20 protein-coding genes, 2 tRNA genes and 1 pseudogene are annotated in these 19471 nt (G+C 71.9%); 13 read left to right on the forward strand and 10 right to left on the reverse strand.

All coding sequences use genetic code 11. The annotated features are described in order from the left end of the window. Positions 1-23: 23 nt before the first annotated feature. The 5 genes from GFD30_RS18065 to GFD30_RS18085 all read left to right on the forward strand — a co-directional run bounded on the left by GFD30_RS18065 (position 24) and on the right by GFD30_RS18085 (position 6192). Positions 24-1373 carry an AI-2E family transporter gene (locus tag GFD30_RS18065; RefSeq protein ID WP_322633376.1) on the forward strand — a complete coding sequence of 450 codons (1350 nt, stop codon included), beginning with the start codon at positions 24-26 and terminating at the stop codon, positions 1371-1373. Beyond that, positions 1370-3322 (forward strand): ATP-dependent DNA helicase, encoded by a 1953-nt coding sequence (locus GFD30_RS18070; RefSeq protein WP_153026593.1) that lies wholly within the window; start codon positions 1370-1372, stop codon positions 3320-3322. The genes GFD30_RS18065 and GFD30_RS18070 overlap by 4 nt, the downstream gene beginning before the upstream one ends. Positions 3323-3678: 356 nt before the next feature. Then, positions 3679-4308: a DUF47 domain-containing protein gene (locus tag GFD30_RS18075; RefSeq protein ID WP_322633377.1), complete on the forward strand. Its 630-nt coding sequence runs from the start codon at positions 3679-3681 to the stop codon at positions 4306-4308. 2 nt (positions 4309-4310) lie between these two features. Continuing rightward, a complete protein-coding gene (locus GFD30_RS18080; RefSeq protein ID WP_322633378.1) occupies positions 4311-5336 on the forward strand; it encodes an inorganic phosphate transporter in 1026 nt (341 codons plus the stop codon). Positions 5337-5430: 94 nt separating this feature from the next. Further along, complete coding sequence (locus GFD30_RS18085; protein WP_153026595.1) at positions 5431-6192, forward strand: NUDIX hydrolase; 762 nt, start codon at positions 5431-5433, stop codon at positions 6190-6192. A gap of 100 nt (positions 6193-6292) precedes the next feature. On the opposite strand, the gene mshD is transcribed toward GFD30_RS18085, so the two are convergent. The 3 genes from mshD to GFD30_RS18100 all read right to left on the reverse strand — a co-directional run bounded on the left by mshD (position 6293) and on the right by GFD30_RS18100 (position 8323). Continuing rightward, entirely contained in the window at positions 6293-7234 is a 942-nt protein-coding gene (gene mshD, locus GFD30_RS18090) for a mycothiol synthase (protein ID WP_153026596.1), read from the reverse strand. Between the two features lie 121 nt (positions 7235-7355). Continuing rightward, positions 7356-7447, reverse strand: a tRNA-Ser gene (locus GFD30_RS18095). Between the two features lie 39 nt (positions 7448-7486). After that, on the reverse strand, positions 7487-8323 hold the full coding sequence (locus GFD30_RS18100) for a hypothetical protein (protein WP_153026597.1): 837 nt from the start codon (positions 8321-8323) through the stop codon (positions 7487-7489). A 249-nt stretch (positions 8324-8572) separates the two neighbouring features. Between GFD30_RS18100 and GFD30_RS18105 the strand changes: the two genes are divergently transcribed. Both GFD30_RS18105 and GFD30_RS18110 read left to right on the forward strand, forming a co-directional pair. After that, a complete protein-coding gene (locus tag GFD30_RS18105; protein ID WP_153026598.1) occupies positions 8573-9373 on the forward strand; it encodes a CPBP family intramembrane glutamic endopeptidase in 801 nt (266 codons plus the stop codon). Positions 9374-9447: 74 nt separating this feature from the next. Continuing rightward, a tRNA-Ser gene (locus GFD30_RS18110) sits at positions 9448-9535 on the forward strand. Between the two features lie 200 nt (positions 9536-9735). Here the strand turns inward: GFD30_RS18110 and GFD30_RS18115 are convergent. Continuing rightward, positions 9736-10935: an FAD-dependent monooxygenase gene (locus GFD30_RS18115; RefSeq protein ID WP_153026599.1), complete on the reverse strand. Its 1200-nt coding sequence runs from the start codon at positions 10933-10935 to the stop codon at positions 9736-9738. 91 nt (positions 10936-11026) lie between these two features. Between GFD30_RS18115 and GFD30_RS18120 the strand changes: the two genes are divergently transcribed. From GFD30_RS18120 to GFD30_RS18135, 4 genes are all read left to right on the forward strand, one after another. Continuing rightward, positions 11027-11740: a TetR/AcrR family transcriptional regulator gene (locus GFD30_RS18120; RefSeq protein WP_153026600.1), complete on the forward strand. Its 714-nt coding sequence runs from the start codon at positions 11027-11029 to the stop codon at positions 11738-11740. A gap of 180 nt (positions 11741-11920) precedes the next feature. Further along, positions 11921-12262, forward strand: a complete 342-nt coding sequence (locus GFD30_RS18125) for an ArsR/SmtB family transcription factor (protein WP_153026601.1) — start codon at positions 11921-11923, stop codon at positions 12260-12262. Then, positions 12252-12737 carry an SRPBCC domain-containing protein gene (locus GFD30_RS18130; protein ID WP_153026602.1) on the forward strand — a complete coding sequence of 162 codons (486 nt, stop codon included), beginning with the start codon at positions 12252-12254 and terminating at the stop codon, positions 12735-12737. Before GFD30_RS18125 ends, GFD30_RS18130 begins: the two co-directional genes overlap by 11 nt. Continuing rightward, positions 12737-13417 carry a dihydrofolate reductase family protein gene (locus GFD30_RS18135; protein ID WP_153026603.1) on the forward strand — a complete coding sequence of 227 codons (681 nt, stop codon included), beginning with the start codon at positions 12737-12739 and terminating at the stop codon, positions 13415-13417. Before GFD30_RS18130 ends, GFD30_RS18135 begins: the two co-directional genes overlap by 1 nt. On the opposite strand, the gene GFD30_RS18140 is transcribed toward GFD30_RS18135, so the two are convergent. After that, positions 13398-14585 carry an FAD-dependent monooxygenase gene (locus GFD30_RS18140; protein ID WP_153026604.1) on the reverse strand — a complete coding sequence of 396 codons (1188 nt, stop codon included), beginning with the start codon at positions 14583-14585 and terminating at the stop codon, positions 13398-13400. The genes GFD30_RS18135 and GFD30_RS18140 overlap by 20 nt on opposite strands. Then, positions 14582-15175, reverse strand: a complete 594-nt coding sequence (locus tag GFD30_RS18145) for an acyl-CoA-like ligand-binding transcription factor (protein WP_153026605.1) — start codon at positions 15173-15175, stop codon at positions 14582-14584. The genes GFD30_RS18140 and GFD30_RS18145 overlap by 4 nt, the downstream gene beginning before the upstream one ends. A gap of 105 nt (positions 15176-15280) precedes the next feature. On the opposite strand from GFD30_RS18145, the gene GFD30_RS18150 reads away from it, so the two are divergent. Further along, positions 15281-15925 (forward strand): TetR/AcrR family transcriptional regulator, encoded by a 645-nt coding sequence (locus GFD30_RS18150; protein ID WP_322633379.1) that lies wholly within the window; start codon positions 15281-15283, stop codon positions 15923-15925. Then, the gene (locus GFD30_RS28280; RefSeq protein ID WP_153026629.1) at positions 15922-16728 is read left to right on the forward strand and encodes an SDR family oxidoreductase; all 807 of its coding nucleotides are present in this window, start codon (positions 15922-15924) and stop codon (positions 16726-16728) included. Before GFD30_RS18150 ends, GFD30_RS28280 begins: the two co-directional genes overlap by 4 nt. 9 nt (positions 16729-16737) lie before the next feature. Here the strand turns inward: GFD30_RS28280 and GFD30_RS28285 are convergent. The 4 genes and pseudogenes from GFD30_RS28285 to GFD30_RS18175 all read right to left on the reverse strand — a co-directional run. Next, a pseudogene (locus GFD30_RS28285) lies at positions 16738-17898 on the reverse strand (RNA polymerase sigma factor); the annotation flags it as partial. Between the two features lie 4 nt (positions 17899-17902). Next, positions 17903-18313, reverse strand: a complete 411-nt coding sequence (locus GFD30_RS18165; RefSeq protein WP_153026607.1) for a YciI family protein — start codon at positions 18311-18313, stop codon at positions 17903-17905. Between the two features lie 198 nt (positions 18314-18511). Beyond that, entirely contained in the window at positions 18512-18715 is a 204-nt protein-coding gene (locus GFD30_RS18170; RefSeq protein ID WP_091051883.1) for a cold-shock protein, read from the reverse strand. Between the two features lie 293 nt (positions 18716-19008). After that, a complete protein-coding gene (locus GFD30_RS18175) occupies positions 19009-19383 on the reverse strand; it encodes a hypothetical protein (protein WP_153026608.1) in 375 nt (124 codons plus the stop codon). Positions 19384-19471 lie beyond the last annotated feature (88 nt).

The raw sequence follows: 19471 nt of genomic DNA on the forward strand, positions 1-19471 counted from the left end.
GAGGAACCGTCCTTGGAGACACCGTGAGCCGATTCCGCCGCACCACCGCCCGAGCAAGACAGCTGTGGGTCGGCATGCGCCTCAACCCGGTCGCGGACCGGCACGGTCCGGGCGAGGACGTGCCCGAGGTCGACGCGGACGACGACCTCGCCGCCGAGGACGGCGCGGCGGCCGACCCCGAGCACCCCGAGCGCCGCTACGTCCCGACCGGACTGATCGTGGGCGCCGCCTGGTCGTGGCGGCTGCTCATCGTCGGCGCGCTCCTGGCCGTGGTCCTGTACCTGCTCAGCCAGGTCACCATGGTCGTCATCCCGGTCCTCATCTCGTTCCTGCTCGCCGCGATGCTCCAACCGCTCGCAGCCTGGCTGATCCGAGGCGGCTGGAACAAGTCCCTCGCCTCGATCGTCGTGCTCATCGCCGGCCTCGCCGCCGTCGCCGCGGTCCTCACCTTCGTCGTGCAGCAGTTCATCGCCGGCATCCCCGACTTCTACGACTCGATCGTCACGGGCCTGCGCGACGCCCAGACCTGGCTCGAGTCCGGCCCGTGGGGCCTCGACGGCGCGCAGGTCGCCGTGTTCCTCGCCGACATCCAGGACAACGTCACCAACTGGTACGGCGAGAACCAGCAGACGATCGTCCAGACCGGCCTCGACGTCGCCGGGTCCACCGCCTCCGGGCTCGGGAACTTCGTCACCGGCCTGTTCCTGGTCCTGTTCACCACCTACTTCTTCATCCGCGACGGCCGCCGCATCTGGACCTTCCTCACCGGCTGGCTCCCGCGCCCGGCCACCGAGTCGATGCGGTACGCCGGCGGCGCCGGCTGGGCGACGCTCGTCCAGTACATGCGGACCCTCGTCGTCGTCGCCGCGGTCGACGCGATCTTCATCGGCCTGGGCCTGTGGCTGCTCGACGTCCCGCTGTGGCTGCCCCTGACCGCGCTCGTGTTCCTCGGCGCGTTCATCCCGATCATCGGCGCCACCATCTCGGGCGCGGTCGCCGTCGTCGTCGCGCTCGTCGGCACCGAGAACGGGCTCATCAACGCGCTCATCGTCCTCGGCATCGTCCTCGCCGTGCAGCAGCTCGAGTCGAACCTGCTCCAGCCGTTCCTCATGAGCCGCGCCGTCAAGCTCCACCCGCTGGCGATCGTCCTGGCGGTCACCGCGGGCGGCTTCGTGTGGGGCATCATCGGCGCGCTCGTCGCCGTCCCGATCCTGGCGATCGTCAACGGCACCGTCCGGGCCCTCAACCGCTTCAAGATCGCCCGCCGCGAAGCGCAGGCGCGCGGCCTCGACGCGGGGGAGGCGACCATCGCGGCCGCCCGCGCCGCCGGCGACCCCATGGACACCGGCCGTCAGGCGGCCCAGGAGGCATGAGCGCCGACACCGAAGCCCTGAAGATCCTCGACGCCGCCGTCGCCGCCACGCCCGGCGGCGCCACCCGCGACGGGCAGCGCGAGATGTGCGCGGCCGTCGCGAACGCCGTCGACTCCGGCAAGCACCTGCTCGTGCAGGCCGGCACCGGCACCGGCAAGTCCCTCGCGTACCTGTGCGCGGCGCTCGCCACCGGCAAGACCGTCGTCGTCTCGACCGCGACGCTCGCGCTCCAGCACCAGCTCGTCGCCGTCGACCTGCCGCGCCTGGTCGAAGCGGTCGCGCCCGTCCTGGGCCGCAAGCCGTCCTTCGCGCTCCTCAAAGGACGGCACAACTACCTGTGCAAGCGCAAGATCGCCGGCGAGGAGGAAGACGACGACGGCATGCTCGAGGGCACCGAGGAGCTCCGCTGGGCCGGGCAGCAGGCGTCCTTCGCGAAGCAGGTGCAGCGCCTGTTCGACTGGGCGAACGACACCGAGACCGGCGACCGGGACGACCTCGACCCCGGCGTGAGCGACCGCGCCTGGAAGCAGGGCTCGACCACCTCCAGCGAATGCCCCGGCGCGAAGGACTGCGCGCAGGGCCCCGACTGCTTCGCCGAGCTCGCACGGGCGCGCGCCCACGAGGCCGACATCGTCGTCACCAACCACGCGCTCCTGTCGATCGACATGATGAACGAGCGGTCGGTCCTGCCCGAGCACCAGGTCCTCATCGTCGACGAGGCGCACGAACTGGTCGACCGGGTCACGAACGCGGCTCGCGCCGAACTGCACCCGGCGCGGCTGCGCTGGCTCGCGCAGCGCGGGCGCCGGCTCATCGACACCGATGTGTCCGACCAGATCCGCGAGGCCGCGGACGCGCTCGAGACCGCGCTCAACCTCACGGGGGAGCAGCGCTTCAGCGGCGACCTGCCCGCGGCGCTCACCGAGGCGCTCAACCTCGTCAACGGCGCGTGCGTGAAGGCGACGACCCACCTGGCCGCCCTCGACGCCGAGACGAAGAAGCAGCTCAGCGCCCAGCAGCTCAAGGCCGGCCTCGTGGAGGCCATCGAGACGGCCGGCCGGTGCGTCGGCCCCGCCGGCGACGACGTGATCTGGTCCGAGCCCAACGGCCCCACGCTGGTCGCCGCGCCCCTGTCGGTCGGCGGGCTCCTCTCCGCGATGCTCTACGAGGACCGGACCGTGATCGCGGCGTCGGCGACGCTGACGCTCGGCGGGAAGTTCGACACGGTCGCGCGCAGCATCGGCCTGCCCGCGGACGGGCACGGCTGGACCTCGCTCGACGTCGGCTCCCCGTTCGACTACCGCAAGCAGGGCATCCTCTACGTCGCGGCCGCGCTGCCGCGCCCGACCGCGTCGGGGCTCTCCGACGACGCCGGGAAGGAGCTGCTGCGCCTGGTCGAGGCCAGCCGCGGCGCGACCCTCGGCCTGTTCTCCTCGAAGAAGGCCGCCGAGGCCGCCGCCGAGCTGCTCCGCGCCAAGACCGACTTCAGCATCCTGCTCCAAGGCGAGGAGACCCTCGGGAGCCTCGTGAAGCGGTTCAAGGAGGAGGACTCGACCTGCCTCCTCGGGGTCATGAGCCTGTGGCAGGGCGTCGACGTGCCGGGCATGACGTGCCGGCTGGTCGTGGTGGACCGGATCCCGTTCCCGCGCCCCACCGAGCCGCTCACGGCGGCGCGGTCGGAGGCCGCCGACGCGGCGGGCCGCTCGGGGTTCGCCGAGGTCTCGGTGCCGGCCGCGGCGATCCGGCTCGCCCAGGGCGCCGGGCGGCTCATCCGCCGCACCACCGACCGCGGCGTCGTCGCGATCCTCGATTCGCGGCTCCAGACGAACCGCTCGTACGGGAAGTTCATGCGCGACTCGCTGCCGCCGTTCTGGTACACGACGAAGTCCGACGCGGCCGTCGGCGCGCTCGGGCGGCTCGCCGAAGCCGCCGCGGCCCCGGCGGAGTAGCGCCCGGGGGGCGGGAAACGGTTCCCCCGCGTCCGGGCCGTCCAGGTGGCGTGCGGTTGAACGCCTCGCGCGCATATCTCCCGCGTTTCTGGGAACCCGCACGATCCTGCCCGGAACCGGCGACGGTGTCCGCTTCCGGGATCGCCGAAGACATTGAAGGTGAACAGTAGATGAATTACAGTGAAACGTTTATGTAACCGCAGCTTAGAGCGGTTTCGTGGAGTCACACACAGCCGTCATCGCTAACTTGTCTCGCGTTCACCTGGATGTTAACTTCGGCGAGACGATTTCCAGCCGTCCCCTGGCCTGATCGGTACAGTGAGGACAGTCAAAGCGACCGAAAGCAGGGGTGCCCGGTGCGGTTCTCGCTGAAGCCTCAGGACGATACGTTCTACGCGTTCTTCAATGACGCCGCGGAGAACATCCGCCGCGGGGTCGGGATCCTCGCCGAGCTGGGCGACGACGCCCCCGACTTCCAGAAGATCTCCGAGCGCCTCGTCGACGTCGAGCACGACAACGACCAGCTCACCCACCGGCTGTTCAACAAGGTGAACTCCACGTTCGTGACCCCGATGGACCGCACGGACATGTACCACCTGGCCGGGAAGCTCGACGACATCCTCGACCACATCGAGGCCGCCGCGAACCTCGTCTACCTCTACGGCCTCTCCGACCTCCCGGCCCTGCCGCGCGAGATGATCGAGCAGATCACCGTCCTCACCCAGCAGGCCGAGCTGCTCGTCGAGTTCATGCCGAAGCTCAAGGGCCTCAACGCGTCCATGCAGGACTTCTGGGTCGAGTGCAACCGCCTCGAGAACGACGGCGACCGCGCCTACCGCATGCTCCTCGTCCGCCTCTACTCCGGCGAGTACCCGGCCCTCACGGTCATGAAGCTCAAAGAGGTCGGCGACGAGCTCGAGGCCGCCTGCGACTCCTTCGAGTCCGTCTCCAACGTGGTCGAGTCCGTCTACGTCAAGGAATCCTGAGCGTGGACAGCGTCCTCATCGCGGTGTTCGCCTGCATCGCCGCGGCACTGCTCTTCGGCTACACCAACGGCTTCCACGACTCCGCGAACGCCATCGCGACCTCCATCTCGACCCGGGCCCTCAAACCCCGGGTCGCGCTCGGCATGGCCGCGATCGGCAACTTCGTCGGCGCGCACCTCGGCGCGAAGGTCGCCAAGACCGTCGCCGAGGGCCTCGTGGTCCTCCCCACCGGCATCGACGGCCTCCTCATCGTCCTCGCCGGCCTCCTCGGCGCCATCACCTGGAACTTCATCACCTGGTACTACGGGCTGCCGACCTCGTCCTCGCACTCGCTGTTCGGCGGCATCGTCGGCGCGACCATGGCCGGCGGGCTGCTCATCGCCGGCAGCGCGAACGACTGGGTCCTGTGGAACGGCATCGTCGACAAGATCGTCCTGCCCACGGTCATCTCCCCGCTCGTCGGCTTCGCGCTCGGCTTCCTGGTCATGATCGCCGTGTACTGGATCTTCCGCAACGGCCGCCCCGACAAGCTCAACCGCGGCTTCCGCCACGCCCAGACCGTCTCGGCCGCGGCGATGGCCCTCGGCCACGGCATGCAGGACGCCGCCAAGATCATCGGCGTCATCGTCCTCGCCCTCTACGTCGGCGGCATCCAGGACGACGCCACCCACATCCCCCAGTGGGTCTACTGGATCTCCGCCGCCGTCATGGCCGCGGGCACCTACGCGGGCGGCTGGCGCATCATCAAGACCATGGGCCGGCGCATCATCGACCTCGGCCCGCCCCAGGGCTTCGCGGCCGAGACCGTCGCCTCCTCCGTGCTGTACGCGAACACGTGGCTGCTCGGCGCCCCGATCTCCACCACGCACACCATCACCTCCGCGATCATGGGCGTCGGCTCGACCGGCGGCAAGCGCGCGGTCCGCTGGGGCGTGGCCCGGTCGATCGTCATCGCCTGGCTCATCACGTTCCCCATCGCGGCGCTGGTGGGCGCCCTGTTCTACCTGCCCATCCAGTTCCTCGGGTAGCGACCCGCGACGCGGCCCGGCCCCTGCGGCCGGGCCGCCGCCGTTTCCGCGGTTGCGCACTGGCGCGGGCCGCGATTGGGCTAGCGTGAAATGCATGTCCATCCAGCGCTTCGGGAAATGGGACTTCAGAGCGGTCGATTCGGCGTCGGCCGCCCGCGCCCTCGACCGCCTCAAGGCGCAGGGCGCCCCCGCCGAACCGGAGCGCGCCGCCGTCGTCGTCCTCCTGCGCGAGGCCCCGCTGCGGGTGTTCCTGCTGCGGCACGCCGCGAAGGAGCCGTTCGGGCTCCCCGCGATCGGCCGCGCCGACCTGCCGGGCACCACCGCGCGGGAGCGCTGGGCGCACCTCGACGTCGACGGCTCCTACGAGCGGTCCGGGCACGGCCCCAAGGGCTCCCTGTACGGCTTCCCGGGCGGCCGCCACAAGCCCGACGACCCCGACGTCGCGATGACCGGCGTACGGGCCGTCGAGGAGGAGACCGGCGCGATGGTCGCCCTCCAGCGCGCCTGGGCCCGCTGGGTCACGCCCGAGTACGAGCCGGTCCGCTTCGACACCTGGATATACGTCGCCACCCTCGCCGAGGGCTTCCAGCCGCGCATCCGCGTGCGCGAACCCGAGTACGCGACCTGGATCGGCCCGGAGCAGGCCGTCTGCCAGTACGGCGGCGAGATGTCGATGCCCGAGGCCACGACGCTCGCCGAGCTCTCGCGCTACTCCACGGTCGGGGAGGTCTTCGCCGCCGCCGAGCAGCGCGAGATGTCGCCGATCCTGCCGCGCGTCACCCTCCGCGAAGGCGAGGCCCGCCTGGTCCTGCCCGGCGAGGAGCACTACCCGGCCGGGGCGCTCGCGCGGGCGTGAGCCGCTTCGCCGCGGGGATCCGTCCGGCCGCCGACGTCGGCGCTCACGCGGTCGCGGGCCGCTTCGCCGCGGGGATCCGTCCGGCCGCCGACGTCGGCGCTCACGCGGTCGTGAGCCGCTTCGCCCACTGCACGTCCGTGCGCACCACCGCGAACCCCTGCCGGCGGTACAGGTTGACCGCCTTCGTGTTCGACTCGTCCGCGTACAGGTCGACCTGCTGGATGCCATGGGCCGCAAGGTGGGCGAGCCCGGCCAGTGTCAGGGTCCGGCCGAGGCCGGTGCCCTGGGCGCGCGGGTCGACGCCGAGCACGTAGACCTCGCCGACCCCGCCCTCCACTTTGGTCCAGTGGAAGCCGAGCATCCCCTCGGCGTCCTCGGCCACCAGGAGCCCGTCCGGGTCGAACCAGGACTCCTCCTCGCGCGCCCGCAGGTCCGCGGCCGTCCACCGGCCCTGCTCGGGGTGGTCGGCGAAGGCCGCCGCGTTCACCCGCAGCCACTCGTCCTCGTCCCGCCCGGTCCTGAAGGGCCGCAACCGGACGCCGTCCGGGAGGACCGCCGCCGGGGCGTCCCCGCACGGCCAGTTCCGGCCCGCGCCCTCGGGCCACGCCTCGGGCCACGGGAACCCCTGGAGGTCCCGCGAGAACTGGAACAGCACCCGCGCCCGCTCGAACCCGTGCGCCGCCGCGAACGCCGCCGACTCGGGCCGGTCGCCGTGCGCCCACACCCGCAGCGACGTGACATCCGTCTCCAACCACGCCTGGACCTCGGCCAGCAGCGCACTGCCGACACCGCGGCCCCGGTGGGCCGGATCGACCGCGAGCTCGGCCTCCGCACTGTCCCCGACGGCCTCCGCGCCGGCGTACGCGATCACCGCATCGCCTTCGCGCACAACGAAATGCATGCGCTCGGGGGCGGGCCCCCGGGACATCGCGAGGGTGGTCTGCTCGTTGAAGGGGGCGATGCCGTCCGCCTCCTCGCAGCGGCGGGCCATGGTAACGATTCTGTGAATATCCCGACCCGGAAGTGAAGCATGTTGCGCCATGGGGTTACCCTATTCCTGGACTCAGCACCGTGCCGGGGTGCTGAGTCCTTTTATGTGTCCAGGGCACGGCGGAGCCCCGGGGATGCGGTGCGGTGGACGCGCGGCGGCGCGGAACGGCTGGTGGCGGAGAGGGTGGGATTCGAACCCACGGTGGGCTTTGACACCCACGGCGGTTTTCAAGACCGCTGCACTAGTCCACTATGCGACCCCTCCAGGGCCCGCGAAGGCAAGCGCCAATCTATCAAACGCCAGCTAGCACCGATCGGTCTGGACGCAGCAGGTCGAGCAGGTGCGCCCGCCCTCGATGGTGAGCGCCAGGCAGCAGGTCCGGCGCCGGTAGAGCAGGCGCCCGGTCTCGTCGGTCGAGATGTCGACCAGGTGCGCCACGTCGAACGCGTCGAGCAGGGTCTTCGCGACGACCTCGTCGGGGTCCGGCACGACCGGCGCCATCGATGCGACCGCGTAGGACAGGCCGGAGGCGATCGAGCCCATGAGCGTGCGGCGCCCGACCCGGACCCGCGCCAGGAACGCGTCCAGGACCGGCGCCAGGTGGTCCTCGAAGACGCCGGCGCGCAGGCGGTCCAGCAGCACGCCCTCGTTCGCGACGACCTCCACGTCGGGGTGTCCGGCGCACGGGTCGTGCGGGAGCGCCAGGAACCGCGGCCGGACCTGCCGGACCGAGAACATCGGGGCGTCCGCGCTCACCGAGAACACCGCGTTCGCCGCGTCCATCACCGGGATGCGGCGGGCCGCGACGAAGCCGAGCACCGCGGGGGCGAGCGTCCAGTAGCAGTAGGTCTTCCACGCCAGCGCCGCGTTGGCGTGCGCCGAGCCGCCCCACAGGGCCGCGGCGGTCGACATGAGTTCCTCGATGCGCTCGCCGGCGGCGAGCTCGGCGGCGGGGAACTCGACTGCGCCGGGGGCGGGGTCGCCGTAGAGCCAGGTGCGGAGTCCGGCGACGGGGTGGGGGCTCACTTCGCGCTCGACGCGGCCCGCGACGGCGCGCAGGGCGAGCATCGGGTGCGGGGGCGCCGGACGGCCGGCGAGTGCGGGCGCGCCCGGGAGGGCTTCCGCAGTCGCGAGCCGCATAGGGTACCCCTCTCAGGTAAGGACTGGCTAACCTTACCTGACGCTGCAAGCGGAGTGTCAATAAACCGACAGGCGCGGCGCGGCGACCGGGCGTAGGAAGGCGAGGTGCCGCGAGCGTGAGCGTCGCCGAGTGGGATGAGCCTCACAGCACCTCGCCTGACGCTTCGATCATCCGCTCGATGTGCGGCCGCTCGTCGCACACCCAGTGCGTCCTGGCCCGCGGCGATCCGGATCTGGCACGCTGGGCGCATGACGAACCGCTCCGAGACCGCGCCGCTCCTCGCGGCGGCCCCGCCGCCGCTCTCCCCCCGGGTGATCCGCCGCGAGGTCGTCATCGTGCTCCTGGTCTCCTTGGGCGCCTCGGCGATCTGGTCGATCGTCGACATCATCGGCACCCTCACCGAGCCCGGCGGCCTCGCCGACTCGGTCCAGTCGATGAACACGGCGCAGGCCGAGGCCGAGCGGCCCTGGTACGACCTCACGCGGCAGCTCGTCCGCCTCGCGCTCGCCATGGCCCCGGTCGCCCTCGCGCTCCACTTCCTCAGCCTCGACCGCGGGAACCCGTTCCGGCTCATCGGCCTGGACACCCGCCGGCCCGGCTTCGACCTGCTCGGCGGGACCGCGCTCGCGGCGTGCATCGGCATCCCGGGCCTCGGCCTCTACTTCACCGCCCGCGCGCTGGGCCTCAACGCGGAGATCGCGGCCGCGAACCTGCACGACGTCTGGTGGGCCATACCGATCCTGGTCCTCGCCGCGCTCAAGAACGCGGTCATCGAGGAGGTGATCGGCGTCGGCTACCTCGTCACCCGCCTCCGACAGCTCGCCTGGAGCCCGCTCGCCGTCATCGCCGCGCACGCGCTCCTGCGCGGCTCGTACCACTTCTACCAGGGTTTCGGGGGCTTCATCGGCAACGTGGTCATGGGCGCGGTCTTCGCGGCGTGCTTCCTCAAGTGGAAGCGCACCGGGCCCCTGGTCGTCGCGCACACCCTCCTCGACATCGCCGCCTTCGTCGGATACCTCCTGGTGGCGCCCCACGTGAGCTGGCTCTGACCGATCGAACCCGCTTGGCCCCCCTCGCCGCGTACCGGTATGCTCGATGCTCGTACGTCTGACGTGCGGCTCCTGGAGGATTCGCATAGTGGCCTAGTGCGCCCGCCTGCTAAGCGGGTTTCGGGTGATACCCGATCGCGGGTTCAAATCCCGCATCCTCCGCCGACGGCCCCGCCGACCTGGGTGAGACCCGGGTTCGGCGGGGCCTTTCGCATCCCCGTCGCCGACCGTGCCGTCCACGGGGCCGGACCACGACCAGTTGAGCCGGGACGTCGAACGCGGACGCCCGTACCGTCGCGGTTCGCGATGTCGTCCACGCCGGCGCGCTCGCGCGACGGCGCTCGCCGGTGACCCGGTTCTGTTCACCGGGCGGTGAACGCGGGCAGGGCCGGCGGGGTCCAGGTGTAGATGTCGGCGATGGTCTTCATCGCCACCGACGCGGGCAGGAGCGTCGCCGAGGCGTCGCGGATTCCGGCGGCGATCCGGTTGGGGTTCATGAGCATCCGTCCGATGGCGCCGGATTGGCGGGCCAGCTCTTGCGTGCGCGGCCGGCGGGCCGCGTCGTAGGCGCGCAGCGCCTCGGGCACCGGTGACGCGGCGAGTTCGGCGGCGAGCACGACCGCGTCCTCCACGGCCAGGCACGCGCCTTGGCCGATGTCGGGCGTGACCGCGTGGGCGGCGTCGCCGAGGAGCGCGACGCGTCCCGCGGCGAACGACTCGAGCGGCTCGGACAGGTAGAAGACGTCGCCGCGCAGCAGCGCCTCGTCCGGTGTGGCCGCGAGCAGGGCCGGGATCGGATGGTGCCAGTCCGCGAACCGCGAGACGAGCGCGGCAGCCCGGTGCTCGTGCGCCGCACCGGCTTCGGCGTTCTCGAAGGCGTACCAGTAGGCGCGTCCGTCGCCGATCGGCGCGTGCCCGAACCGGGCGCCGCGGCCCCACGTCTCGGAGAGGCGCGCCGGGACGCCGATGCGCGCGGCGGCGTCGGCGGGGACCAGTCCGCGCCAGACGGTGTACCCGGCGTAGGCGGGACCGGGGTAGGTGCCGAACAGGTCGGCGCGCAGTCGGCTGCGGACGCCGTCGGCGGCCACGACCAGGTCGGCGTCGACGGCGATCCGGCCGTCGGGTCCGTCGAGGACCACCGTGGCGTGGTCCTCGTCCGACTCGGCCTCGATCGCGGTGCAGCCGGTCCGGACCGGGACGCCGCCGAGCGCTTCGAGCAGGATCGCGTGGAGCGCCGCGCGGTGGACGTTGTAGAGGCCGGCGCCGTACCGGTCCCGCAGCACTGCGGCGTCGACGCCGGTGATGCGCCGCCCGCTCCTGCTGCGGGATTCGAGGCCGTCGAGTTCGCTCGCGGCCGAACGCAGGGCCGGTTCGAGGCCGAGCTCGCGCAGGGCCTTGACGGCGTTCGGCGCGATGCTCACCGCCGCGCCGACCTCGCCGATCTCGGCGGCGCGCTCGAAGACCTCGACGTGCCATCCGATGCGGCGCAATGCGGCCGCGGCGGCGAGACCGCCGATGCCCGCGCCGACGACGACCGCCCGGTTCGATGTGGAACTGACCATGACGACTCCCTCGGTTACAGGTTCTAACTTTCGTTAGAGACTGTAACTCACCTTAGATGGTCTATCATTGCGCGGTCAAGGGAGGCGGCACATGGAGCGGACGGGTACCGACCGGCGGCAGCGCCAGCGCGAGGCGACCCGGGCGGAGATCCGGCACACGGCCCGGCGACTGCTCGTCGAGTCCGGTCCGGAAGCGGTGAGCGTCAGCGCGATCGCCCGAGCCATGGGCCTGAGCGGGCCCGCGATCTATCGCTACTACGGCAGCGTCGACGACCTCATGGGCGCCGTCGTCGCCGAGCTGTTCGGCGAATTGACCGCCGCGGTCGAGCAGGCCCGCGACGCCCTCGACCCGGCCGCGCCCGGCGACCGGCTCCTGGCCATGTCCAGGGCCCTGCGCTCCTGGGCGAGCACCCGGAGAGCCGAGTTCCGGCTCCTGTTCGCCGCACCCGTCCCGGAGGCCAACCGGCGCCCCGACTCCGAGCGCCGGCAGGCGGGCGAGCACTTCGACCGGGTCTTCCTGCGCGAGGTCGAGGCGCTCTGGGCCGAGCGGCCCTTCCCGGTTCCGGATCTGGACGCGCTCCCGGCCGGCCTGCGGGCCCAGGTGCTCGCCTACACCGAACGCAAGCGCACCGCGCTGCCGCCCGCCGCGGTGCACGTGTTCCTGACGTGCTGGACCCGGCTCTACGGCCTCCTGGTCATGGAGGCCCTCGACCAGCTCGCGTTCGCCTACACCGATCCCGAGCCCGTGTTCGAGGCCGGCCTGGCCGAGGTCGGCGCCATGCTCGGCGTCAGCGAGCGCCCGTGACCGCGGGCCGCCTGAGTCGATCGCCCTGCACTTGCGGCGGCTCGCCGTCCTCGACTCGCGGGACCTCGACTTCGCGATCGTGACGTCCTGACCTGCGCATGTACCGGCCGCCGCCTTCCCTGGGCGGCTGCCGCGCTCCCTGCGCCTTGACATATTCCGTTATGGGTATATGATCGAGGCATGGCACGAGCCGCGACCACCTCCGACGCGTTCAACGCGATCGCCGAGCCCCAGCGCCGGCGCATCCTCGACCTGCTGCGGGGCCGGGAGCTGGCCGTGTCCGAGCTCGCCACCGAGCTCGGTCTCCCGCAGCCCGGGGTCTCCAAGCACCTGCGGGTCCTGCGCGAGGTCGAGCTGGTGCGCGTGCGCAGCGACGGCAAGCAGCGCCTGTACTGCCTGAACGCCCGCGCCCTGCGACCGGTCCAGGAGTGGGTCGGCGGGTTCGAGCAGTTCTGGGAGGCGAGCTTCGACCGGCTGGACGAGTACGTGCAGGAACTGAAGGAGGCGCAGGATGACGACTGAGCAGGGGACGGCCGACCGGGAGATCGTGATCTCCCGGCTCGTCAACGGCCCGCGGGAGCTGGTGTTCAAGGCGTTCACCGAGGTCCGGCACGTGTCGCGCTGGTGGGGCCCGGACGGGTTCACCACCACGACCCGGACCTTCGACTTCCGGGAGGGCGGCGAGTGGGTCTTCACGATGCACGGCCCCGACGGGACCGACTACCCGGAGTGGATCACCTGGCGCGAGATCGCGCCGCCGGAGCGGATCGGCCTGGTCCACGGGGCGTTCCGGGACGACCCGGACGCGTTCGAGCAGGTCATCACGTTCACCGAGCGCGACGGCGCGACCGAGCTCGAGATGCGGACCCTGTTCCCGACCAAGCGGCTGCGCGACGTCGCCGTGGAGCGCTACGGCGCGGTCGAGGGCGGCAGGCAGACCCTGGGCCGGCTGGCGGAGTACGTCACCGGCATGACCGAGAAGGAAGGCGAGAACTGATGGCCGGCAAGGTGTTCTTCAGTGTGGCGATGTCCCTCGACGGGTACATCGCGCCTGTCGACGGCGGTGCGTTCGCGGCGCTCAAGGAGGGCCGCGGCGACGACCCCGGGCTCAAGCGGTGGATGTCGCAGTGGGGCGAGCTCCAGGGCTGGGCGCTCCGCCAGCGGTTCATGCGCGAGAACCTGAAGATCGGCGAGGGCGGCGAGACCGGCCCGGACGACGACTTCCTGAGGCGCACGTTCGAGCGCACCGGCTCCACGGTCCTCGGCAAGCGGATGTTCGAGGGCGGCGAGCTGGGCTGGGCGGAGGACGCGCCCTTCCACACGCCGGTCTTCGTGCTCACCCACGAGGTCCGCGAGCCGTGGAAGCGCTTGGGCGGCACCGTGTTCCACTTCGTCAACGACGGGATCGAGAGCGCCCTCGCGCAGGCCCGCGACGCCGCCGGCGACCGCGACGTGCGCATCGGCGGCGGCGCCGAGACGATCCTCCAGTACCTCAACGCGGGGCTCGTCGACGAGTTCACGATCTCGCTGCGCCCGGTCCTGTTCGGCGCGGGCGTCAGCCTCTTCGACGGCGTCGACCCGGCCCGCGTCGCGCTCGACCTGACCGGGACCGAGGCCTCGCCGTCGGTGACCCACCTGTCCTACGCGGTGCGCCGGCTCAGCGCCGATCGAGGTTGATCGCCTCGGCCGCCTTCGCGAGCTTCGAGTCGAAGCGGCTGAGGAAGCGCAGGATCGGGCCGGACTTGAGCAGGGCGTTGCGGGCCTTGATGGCGAACGCGCTCTTGGGCGCGATGAAGTCGAGCCCCGGGGCCGCGATCGCCTGGTTCGCGGCCGCGTAAGGGCGCATGCGCCGCTCGTATGCGGCCAGCGCGGGGCGGACGTCGCTCTGCAGCGCGAGCTCTGCGGCGAGGACGTACGCGCCGACGATTGCGAGGCTGCTGCCCTGGCCCGACATCGGCGAGGGGCAGTAGCCGGCGTCGCCGAGGAGGGTGATGCGCCCTTTCGACCAGGCGCCCATGCTGATCTGGGTCACCGAGTCGAAGTAGAAGTCGGACGCGCCGTCGAGGTCGGCGAGGATGCGGTCGGTCTCCCAGCCCATCCCGGTGAACACCTCGCGCAGGTGCTCGCGCTGCTCCTCCGGCGAGCGCTGGTCCACATCAGACTCGGCGGCGGCGCGGTGGAGCAGGAGTGCTTTCGCGCCTTCGGCTCTGGGGGTGTTGTAGAGGGCGGCGACGCGGCCGGGCGTGTTGAACAGCCTCGCCTCGCCGTCCAGGCCGAGGCGGTTCGGGACCGACGCGATGCTCACATAGGACTGCAGGAACCGCCGGTACGGCCGCTCGGGCCCGAACGCGAGGGCCCGTGTGTTCGAGTGGAGCCCGTCCGCGCCGACGACCAGGTCGAACCGCTCCGCCGGTGCGCCGGTGCCGAACGAGGCGAGGACGTGGTCGCCGCGGTCGTCGATCGCCGCGATCGAGGTCCCGTAGCGGTATTCGGCGTCGGGCGCCGCCTCGTGGAGGAGCTGCACGAGGTCGCCGCGGAGGATCTCGATGGAGCGGTCCTCGGCGGCCACGAGGTCGGCGCCGAAGCCGGCGAGGACGCGGCCGTCGGCGTCCACCATGGCGCCGCCCTCGATCCCGGTCTTCATGGCGCGCACGCGCTCGAGCACGCCCATGCGCTCGGCGACGTCGACGGCCGCGCCGCGCAGGTCGATCGCGTAGCCGCCGGTGCGCCGGGAGGGCGCCTTCTCGACGAGGACGGCGCGGATGCCGCGGCGCCCGAGCCAGTGGGCGAGCGCGGGTCCCGCGATGCTCGCGCCGGAGATGAGGACGTTCTTGACTGCGGTCATGACGGGTTCCTTCGGTCGGGGTCGGTGAAGCCGCGCTCGAGGAGGGTCAGGGCCCGGTCGACGAACGTGAACGGGGGAGTGGCGAAGCCGGAGCGCCACCAGTGCCGCATGGCGCCGAGGACGCCGCCGACGAAGGCGTGCACGAAGACCTGCACCTCGAGGGTGTCGCCGTCGGGTGCGGCGGCGGCCGCGATCGCCCGGGACTTCTCGTAGCCGTTGAGGACGAGCGCGGCCTCGATGGACGGATGGCTGTAGATGAGGGCGACCCGGCGGCGGATCAGCCGCAGCTCGTCCTCGCCCATGGCCGCGAAGCCCGCCCGGGTCGCCTCGCGCAGGGCGCCGATCGGGTCGTCGCCGGTGAACTGCGCCGCGAGCGGGCTCGGCGTGAGCTCGTCCTCCTCGTCCCAGATGACAAGCATCTCCTTGGTGCCGAAGTACCGGTAGACGGTTCTCGGGGAGACCTCCGCGGCGGCGGCGACCGCCTCGATGGCGACCTCGTCGAAGCCCTGCTCTTCGAAGAGGTCCAGGGCCGCTTCCTGGATGCGGCGCATGGCGGCGAGCTTCTTGCGGTGCTGCAGACCCGTGTCCATGAGCCCAGTATAGGCAGTCACTGCCAGAAGGCAGTGACTGCCTCCTAATTTTTCCTCTGGATGATTCAATCAACCAGTTGGATGATTGTGTGGTACGGTGGTGCCGTGGAACCGAAGACGAGCCGGCAGCGCGCCCCCGAGCCCTCCGAGCGCGTGCGCGACGCCGAGCGCACCAAGCGGCGACTCCTCGAAGCGGCCCTCACCGAGTTCGCCGCCAACGGCTACGCCGGCGCCCGCGTCAGCGCGATCGCCGAGCGGGCCGGCGTCAACAAGCAGCTCGTCAGCTACTACTTCGGCGGCAAGGAGGGCCTGTACCGCGCGATCCAGCGCGAGTGGCTCGACCGCGAGCGGGACCAGGCGGACCGCGACCTGCCGCCCGACGAGCTCATGCGCTGGTACCTCGGCCAGAACCTCGCCGACCCGCGGATCGTGCGGCTGGTGCTGTGGCAGGCCCTCGCCGGCGACGGCCCCGACGAGGAGACCCAGGAGGAGATCGAGGCCGAGCAGGAGCGGATGCGCGGGCGGCAGGCGCACGGCGAGATCGACACCGACCTCGACCCCGCCGCCGTGCAGCTCGCGATGATGGGCATGGTCTTCGCGCCCGTCGTCTTCAGCCGCACCGCCCGCCGGCTCTTCGGCGTCGGCATCGACGCCCCTGAATTCGAAACCCGCTACGGCGACACCCTGTCGCGCATCCTCGCGCGGCTGGCCGCAGCACCCGAACACCACCCGGAAGGAGACCACCCATGACCGTACTGGTCACCGGCGCGCGAGGATCCATCGCGCGCAACGTCATCGCGCAGCTCATCCTCGCGGGCGTCACCGTCCGCGCCGCCAGCCGCAACCCCGCGGCGGTCGAACTGCCGGGCGGGGCGCTCCCCGCCCACGTCGACTTCACCGCCCCCGAGACCCTCGCCCCCGCCCTGGAAGGCGTGGAGAAGGTCTTCCTGTACGCCGCCCACGAAGGCATCGAGCACTTCGTCGCCGCGGCGGAGGCGAGCGGCGTCAAGCACGTCGTCCTGCTGTCCTCGGCGTCCACCGCCGACCCGCGCGCGGACGAGAACCCGATCGGCCGCATGCACCTCGCGGTCGAGCGCCCGCTCGAGGCGTCGGACCTGCCGTGGACGTTCGTGCGCCCGGCCATGTTCGCCACCAACACGCTGTGGTGGGCCGACTCGGTCAAGCAGGAGGGCGTCGTGCGCGTCCCCTACCCTGACGCGCCGGTGAACCCGATCCACGAGCGCGACATCGCGGACGTGGCGGTCACTGCCCTCCTCGGGAGCGGCCACGAAGGGCGGAAGTACCTCGTGGACGGCCCCGGGCACCTGACGCAGCGCCGCCAGGTCGAGCTCATCGGCGCGGCGATCGGCCGCGACATCGCGGTCGAGGAGCTGCCGCGCGAGGTCGCCGAGCGGTTCCTGCCCGCGTCCCTGCTCGACATGCTCGCCACCGGAGAGGCGATCACCTGGGGCCCCACCGCCGAGGCCGTCACCGGCCGGCCCGCCCGCACGTTCGAGCAGTGGGCCGCCGACCACGCCGGCGACTTCCGCTAACCCGCCGGAGCGCGCCCGGTTCAGCCGGGCCGCCTGCTTGAGCAGGTGGCTCATCTCGGCCGAGCTGGGCGCGCTCCGCGCCGCCGCCGCGTAGAGGCGCGCGGCCTCCCCGGTGTTCCCGGCCCGCTCGTGCAGGTACGCGGCCACCGCGTCGCGCCGCGGCAGCCCCGGGTCGAGCGCCTCGACCAGGCGCAGCCCCGCGAGCGGCCCGTCGACGTGGCCGACCGCCACCGCCCGGTTCAGCGCCACCACCGGGTTGCCGGGGCTGAGCCTGACGAGTTCGTCGTACCACTCGAGGATCTGCGGCCAGTCGGTCTCGCCGGCCGACGCCGCGTCGTCGTGGAGCGCGGCGATCGCGGCCTGCGCCTGGTACTCCCCGAGCCGGTCGCGCACGAGCGCGCCCTGGAGCAGCTCGACGCCCTCGGCGATCATCGCGGTGTCCCATTGCGACCGGTCCTGGAGCGCGAGCGGCACCAGGTCCCCGGACGCGTCGGTGCGGGCGCCGCGGCGGGCGTGGTGCAGGAGCATCAGCGCGAGCAGGCCCGCCGCCTCCGGATCGCCGGGCACCGAGGCCGCGAGCTGGCGGGTGAGGCGGATGGCCTCCGCGGCCAGATCCGCGTCGCCCGGCCCGCGCTCGCCCGCGAATCCCTGGTCGAACATGAGATAGAGCACGCGCAGGACGGCGCGCACGTCGCCGGGCTGCTCGAACCGCTCGCCCGCGAGGGTCTTCTTGGCGCGGGAGATCCGCTGCGCCATCGTCGACTCGGGCACGAGGAACGCCCGCGCGATCTGCGCGGTCGTCAGGCCCCCGACCGCGCGGAGCGTCAGCGCGATCGCCGAGGCGGGCGTGAGCGACGGGTGGCAGCAGCGGCTCAGCAGGAGCAGCGTGTCGTCGGCCTGCTCCGCCGGGCCCGGCGCGGGCTCACGCACCGCGTTCTCCTCGCGCGCCGCCCGGGCCGACGCCGAGCGCCGCGCGTCCAGGAACCTCCGCCACGCCACGGTGACGAGCCAGCCCTTGGGGTCGGCGGGGGCGTCGCCGTCCCAGCGGCGCACGGTCTCCACGAGCGCGTCCTGGACGGCGTCCTCGGCCGCCGCGAAGTCGGCCCCGCGGCGGATGAGGATGCCCAGGACCTGCGGGGTCAGGTCGCGCAGCAGGTGTTCGTCGAACATCCGGCTACTCGAACACCGGCGGGGCGCTCAGGAACGGCCGGACCTCGATCCACTCGTGCAGGGGCCTGCCGTCCTTGCCGGGCGCGGCGGAGAGGCGCGCGGCGGTCTCGTAGGCGCGCGCCTTCGAGTCGACGTCGATGATCATCCAGCCGGCGATGACGTCCTTGGTCTCCGCGAAGGGGCCGTCCGTGACCGGGGCCCTGCCCTCGCCGCCGTACCGGACGAACTCGCCTTCGTACGCGAGCGCCCGCTCCTCCACGAACTCGCCGCGCTCGCGCAGGTCGTCCATCACCCCGCGCATGAACGCGAGGTGCGCGGCGATCTCCTCCGGCGTCCACTCGTCCATCCCCGCGACCGCGTTCGGATGCGGATTCGGGCCGCCGCGGTAGTGCTTGAGCAACAGGTACTTGGCCATGACCGCAATCCTCCCCGGCATTCCTCCGCGCCGCACCCCGGGTTCGGGGCGGCAGCGGAATTCGCCGGGAGTTCGCCTTCTCGCCATCGCGCCGCGGGCATGGAAAAGGCCCGCCTTCCGCGACGAGCGCGGCGGGCGGGCCTTTTGAAGTGCGGGGTCGGGACGGCGGCGCGCTAGGGCGCCGCCGTCCCGGTTCGCTTAGAGCACGCGGATGTTCGCGGCCTGCGGGCCCTTCTGGCCCTGCTCGACGTCGAACTCGACGTGCTGGTTTTCTTCAAGGTCACGGCGACCAGTTCCCTGGATGGCGGAGAAGTGCGCGAACACGTCCGCAGAGCCGTCGTCGGGAGCGATGAAGCCGAAGCCCTTGTCGCCGTTGAACCATTTCACAGTGCCAGTGGCCATGTGTTCCTCCTGTTGTTCGTCGGTCCGCCGAAGCGGTGACCGACTTGTTCGCTCGGGCCGCCGAGGCGGCCCGAATCCCGCGCCGAAGATGCCGGCGCGGAAGTCCATCGGTGGGGTGTCGGGGGCAACCGGCGACCGGCCGCGGATGCGTGACCGCGTGCCATTTGGAGATCCGAGTAGTCGGACGTCGGACCGCAAAATCGAGAAGATGATCGCCTGATTCGTTGAAGTAATGAAACGCTCTGCCATCGCACGGCGGCGTTGAGAAGAAGCTTGCCCGACCCTACACCAACTCAGCGGCGCGTGACGCGGTGCAGCACCTCTCGTCCTCGCTCCGGCAGTTCGGCGGCCGCCGAGAGCAGCGCGTCCCGGGCGTCCTCGAGCTGGTCGAGGGCCTTCCGGTACCCGTGCGCCCTGCTGCGGCGGTCGTACGCGATCTTCACCGCCACGACCGCGACCGCGGCGATGCCCGCCGCCGCGACGGCCACCACGATCGGCCGGATCCCGCGCTTCGGCTCGGGCTGCCACACGTCCTCGTCGAACGCCTCGTTCTCTTGCAGCTCACCGATGTCGGCACCTTCACCTCCGGCGATGTCGGACATCCGGATCGCATCGGACTCGACCGCCGGCTCCGCGTTCGCGTCCGTCTTTCCCTGCTGTTCGGCCATGTTCGCACTCCTCCTTCGCGGCCCAGGATTCCCCGGGCTCCTACCTGGGAAACCTCCGTTTCGATGCCCTCGGATGATCTTGTCATCC

This window comes from Glycomyces albidus (assembly GCF_009451885.1).
GTDB classification, from domain to species: Bacteria; Actinomycetota; Actinomycetes; order Mycobacteriales; family Micromonosporaceae; genus Glycomyces; species Glycomyces albidus.

Coding starts and splice junctions, on each gene's coding strand:
- GFD30_RS18120 (WP_153026600.1), top strand. CDS start 11,027: ATGGAGCGGACGGGTACCGACCGGCGGCAGCGCCAGCGCGAGGCGACC.
- GFD30_RS18085 (WP_153026595.1), top strand. CDS start 5,431: ATGTCCATCCAGCGCTTCGGGAAATGGGACTTCAGAGCGGTCGATTCG.
- GFD30_RS18070 (WP_153026593.1), top strand. CDS start 1,370: ATGAGCGCCGACACCGAAGCCCTGAAGATCCTCGACGCCGCCGTCGCC.
- GFD30_RS18115 (WP_153026599.1), bottom strand. CDS start 10,935: ATGGTCAGTTCCACATCGAACCGGGCGGTCGTCGTCGGCGCGGGCATC.
- GFD30_RS18140 (WP_153026604.1), bottom strand. CDS start 14,585: ATGACCGCAGTCAAGAACGTCCTCATCTCCGGCGCGAGCATCGCGGGA.
- GFD30_RS18175 (WP_153026608.1), bottom strand. CDS start 19,383: ATGGCCGAACAGCAGGGAAAGACGGACGCGAACGCGGAGCCGGCGGTC.
- GFD30_RS18135 (WP_153026603.1), top strand. CDS start 12,737: ATGGCCGGCAAGGTGTTCTTCAGTGTGGCGATGTCCCTCGACGGGTAC.
- GFD30_RS18105 (WP_153026598.1), top strand. CDS start 8,573: ATGACGAACCGCTCCGAGACCGCGCCGCTCCTCGCGGCGGCCCCGCCG.
- GFD30_RS28280 (WP_153026629.1), top strand. CDS start 15,922: ATGACCGTACTGGTCACCGGCGCGCGAGGATCCATCGCGCGCAACGTC.
- GFD30_RS18100 (WP_153026597.1), bottom strand. CDS start 8,323: ATGCGGCTCGCGACTGCGGAAGCCCTCCCGGGCGCGCCCGCACTCGCC.
- GFD30_RS18165 (WP_153026607.1), bottom strand. CDS start 18,313: ATGGCCAAGTACCTGTTGCTCAAGCACTACCGCGGCGGCCCGAATCCG.
- GFD30_RS18125 (WP_153026601.1), top strand. CDS start 11,921: ATGGCACGAGCCGCGACCACCTCCGACGCGTTCAACGCGATCGCCGAG.
- GFD30_RS18145 (WP_153026605.1), bottom strand. CDS start 15,175: ATGGACACGGGTCTGCAGCACCGCAAGAAGCTCGCCGCCATGCGCCGC.
- GFD30_RS18130 (WP_153026602.1), top strand. CDS start 12,252: ATGACGACTGAGCAGGGGACGGCCGACCGGGAGATCGTGATCTCCCGG.
- mshD (WP_153026596.1), bottom strand. CDS start 7,234: ATGGCGCAACATGCTTCACTTCCGGGTCGGGATATTCACAGAATCGTT.
- GFD30_RS18170 (WP_091051883.1), bottom strand. CDS start 18,715: ATGGCCACTGGCACTGTGAAATGGTTCAACGGCGACAAGGGCTTCGGC.